Source organism: Streptomyces kebangsaanensis (genome assembly GCF_001906585.1).
GTDB classification, from domain to species: Bacteria; Actinomycetota; Actinomycetes; order Streptomycetales; family Streptomycetaceae; genus Streptomyces; species Streptomyces kebangsaanensis.
The window spans coordinates 23,623-27,246 of record NZ_JUJA01000165.1; the positions used below are offsets into that span (position 1 = coordinate 23,623).

Genomic DNA, 3,624 nt, shown 5'->3' on the forward strand with positions numbered 1-3,624 from the left:
AGACGCGAGCAGCCCGTCCCGGCTGGTCCTGCCGTTCGCCACGCGCGCGGCGGACACCGGCGAGTGCCCCGGGTCGGCGAGGCGGCGGATCGGCTGGCCGGTGGGCCGACGGGCCGACTGCACCGGTCTTTCCGACGGCTCCTCCCGGCGGCCGGGCGGGGCGGGAGCTCCGCCCGTATCCCCGTGCCCCGCTCTGTTTCGTCGGTCTCGGGAGGCCGGTTGTCGGCGCCACCCTCCCGTCCGCCTTCAACTCTCTTGCTGCCCTCTCTGCTTGGCCGGCCGTCCCATGGGTAGCCATGCGGTGCTCCGCGGTCGGGGAAGGCCGTACGGGGCGGGGGGAGGGGCTCATGACGACGGATGGGCATCCGCCGGACGGGGACGCACCGGACGGCTGGGGACCGCACGCGCTCCGGGTCTGGGAGGCGTACCGGCGCGGCGAGTGGTGCGACGACGTGCCCGAGGTGCACGCGGCGGTACTGCGCCGGGTGCTGCTCGCGCCCCCGCCGCCGGTCCCCGGGCACCTGGCCCGGCTCCGGCTGCGCAGCGCCCGCGTCACCGGCACGCTGGACCTCACCGAAGCCGACATCGTGTGCGCGGTACGGCTCCACCGCTGCGTACTGGACGAGGCGCCCCGGCTCGACGGCGCACGCTTCGGCGCCCTGGAGCTGCGCGACTGCGACCTTCCCGGGCTCAGCGCGGTCGGGGCCCGGTTCGACCGCGAGTGCGCGCTCCTCGACTGCCGGATCGATGGCACCGTCACCCTGCGCTCCTCGACCGTCGGCGCCGGACTCGCCCTCGACCGCTCCGTGCTCACCGCGCCGGTGGACAGCCCAGCGCTGGACGCCGAATCCCTCTCCGTGGGGGAGGACTTCTCCGCCGACGGCACCACCTGCACCGGCCCGGTCCACCTCAGCAGTTCCCAGGTCCGCAACACCGTCGGCTTCCGCGGTGCCCGCCTCCGCGGCCCCGGCGTCCACCTCCAGGCACCCGAACTCCACGTGGACGGCGGCCTCCACCTCGACCGGGGCTTCACCTCCGAGGGGCCCATCAACCTCTACGGCGCTTCGATCGGCGGCTCCGTGCACCTGGAGGACGCCACCCTCACCGGCACCGGCCAGAGACGCGGCGAACCCGCGCTGCAACTCCTCTGCGCGACCGTCGGCGGCGACATCCAGGCCGGCCGCGGGCTCACCGTGCGCGGCTGCCTCGAACTGCGCGACAGCTCGGTGCGCGGCACCGTCACCCTGAAGCGGGCCCTGCTGGACAACCCGCGCGGCGACGCCCTCAAGGCCGACCGGCTGCATGTCGGCGGCAACCTGAACTTCCGCGGCGGCTTCGTCTCCCGCGGCACCGTCGACCTCTGCGACGCGCGGATCGGCGGCTCGATCCTCTTCGAGGGCGCCGATCTCACCGCCCCGGCCGGCGAGGACACCACGGACACCGCGCTACGGGCCCACGGGGCCGAGGTGGGCGCCGAGCTCAACTGCTGCAACGGGTTCACCGCGCACGGCCGGGTGGCCGTCGGCGGCGTCACGGTCCGCGCCCGGCTCTGTTTCCGGGGCGCGCGCATCGACGCCCGCGCCGGGAAGCGGGCCCTCACCTGTCGCCGGTCCACCGCCGCCGAGTTGGTGCTGAGCTTCGGCGAGGCCCCGGAGGGAATCGTCGACCTCAGCCACAGCCGCGTGGGCGTGCTCCGCGACGATCCGGCGACCTGGCCCCGGGCCCTCGTCCTCGACGGTTTCCGCTACGACGGCGTCCAGCCGGTCCTCCCCGCCCGCGACCGCCTGCCCTGGCTCGACCGCGACCCGGACGGCTTCGTCCCGCAGCCCTACGAGCAACTGGGCGCGCACTACCGGCACCACGGCCGGGACGCCGACGCCCGCACCGTCCTCCTCGCCCGCCAGCGCAGGCTCCGCCGCACTCTCTCCCGCCCGTCCCGCGCCTGGAGCCTGCTGCAGGACGCCACCGTGGGCTACGGGTACCGGCCTCAGCGTGCGGTCTGGCTGCTGGCGGCCCTCTTCGCCGCGGGCACCGCCCTCTTCGCCGCCGACCCACCCGCCCCGTCCGGCGACGGCACGCCCCCGGGGTTCCAGCCGGCCATCTACACCCTCGACGTGCTGATCCCCGTCGTCGACTTCGGCCAGCAGACCGCGTACGCCCCGCACGGCGCCCTGCGCTGGGCCGTCGTCGCCCTGATCGCCGCCGGGTGGCTGCTCGCCACGACAGTGGCGACGGGGCTGAACCGGGTGTTGCGGCGGAACTGAGCGGGCGGGGGCGGCGAGCCGTCCGGGCAAGGCGGCCGGGACGGCGCGGCTGTGGGCGATGACGTGCCCGTCGCGCCGGCTGAGCGCGCAGCGCCCACCGGCCTCACAGGCGCAATGCTGTCGCGACCGACGCGCGCCGGGTCCGACCGGGGCCGGCATGCTGCGCATCGCGACCATCGCGTACCGCCGCATGGACGCGACCGTCCCGGCACGACAGCCTCACGCACGGAGGGGGGCGACATCCACTACGGCGAAGGAGACCCTGCGCCACTCCACGATCACGCTGACCTCGGACACCTGCACGAGCCCGCTGCTCGCGCTGGATCGTGCGATCGCCGAGAAGGCCACCAAGCTGGTCTCCCGGTTTCGTCCGGCAGATGCCGACCAGTCCGCCCGAACCGCAGAAAATACGCAGGCCGCAGGCACGTCCGCTCACGCATGAGCGTGGAAACGACGCAGCGCCCGAGCCGACCGAAGCCGACCCGGGCGCTGCGTAGCAGGTCAGAGGGGGTACCCCCTCCCCCACGGCCGTAGGCCCTGTGGGACTCGAACCCACAACCAATGGATTAAAAGTCCACTGCTCTGCCAATTGAGCTAAGGGCCCGGGCGATGTTGCCTACCCGAGCATAGCGGGATCGGGCCCCGTCTCCGATCGGGTATCCGGGGAGGCCGACCGGAAATGTCGCGTGATCGCCCATGGCCAGGAGGGGTTCCGGTCAGAAGATCCCCTTGTATCCCTTCCAGCCGGTCGCGATCTTCGTGCGTCCGCCGAAGGAGCCCTTGCCGTCGCCGTTGTGGCGGTACAGGTTGCCCTTGGTGTCCCGAGCGACCAGGCCGTTCCTGCCGTCACCGGTGATGTCAGGGTGGTTGAAAAAGCGAAGGGCCCGTACGACAGCGGTCGTACGGGCCCTTCGCAGGTCACCTCACCCGGCGTCAGCCGTTGCGCTTCCAGCGCGGCTTGTCCTCGCGGCGGCCGAAGGAACCACCGCCGCGGTGGTCGTCACGGCGGCCGTACGGGCGCTCGTGGCCGCCGGAGCGGAAGCCGGGGCGGTCGCCCTGGCGGTCACGGTTGAACGGGCGGTCGCTGCCGCGGTGCCCGCCCCGCTCGTCGCGGCGGAAGCCGCCGCGGTCGCCCCGGTCGTCCCGGCGGAAGCCGCCACGGTCGCCCCGGTCGCGGTCCCGGTCGAAGCCGCCGCGGTCGTCACGCCGCTCGTAGGAACGGCCACCGCGGTCACGGTCGTCACGGCGGAAGCCACGGTCGTGGTCACGGCGCTCGTAGCCGCGGTCACGGTCACGGTCGAACGTACGGCCGCCGCGGTCGCCCCGGTCGTCCCGGCGGAAGCCGCCACGGTCGCCCCGG

The 3,624-nt window shown here is 74.2% G+C and carries 2 protein-coding genes, 1 tRNA gene and 1 pseudogene; 2 read left to right on the plus strand and 2 right to left on the minus strand.

What is annotated here, in order from left to right; all coding sequences use genetic code 11:
- Positions 1-347: 347 nt before the first annotated feature.
- Together RH94_RS33920 and RH94_RS40095 are read left to right on the plus strand one after the other, a co-directional pair.
- A complete protein-coding gene (locus tag RH94_RS33920) occupies positions 348-2,264 on the plus strand; it encodes a hypothetical protein (protein WP_073952160.1) in 1,917 nt (638 codons plus the stop codon).
- Positions 2,265-2,421: 157 nt separating this feature from the next.
- Positions 2,422-2,706 (plus strand): hypothetical protein, encoded by a 285-nt coding sequence (locus RH94_RS40095; RefSeq protein ID WP_234426231.1) that lies wholly within the window; start codon positions 2,422-2,424, stop codon positions 2,704-2,706.
- 89 nt (positions 2,707-2,795) lie between these two features.
- Here RH94_RS40095 and RH94_RS33925 read toward each other — a convergent pair.
- A tRNA-Lys gene (locus RH94_RS33925) sits at positions 2,796-2,868 on the minus strand.
- 329 nt (positions 2,869-3,197) lie between these two features.
- A pseudogene (locus RH94_RS45490) lies at positions 3,198-3,624 on the minus strand (DEAD/DEAH box helicase); the annotation flags it as partial.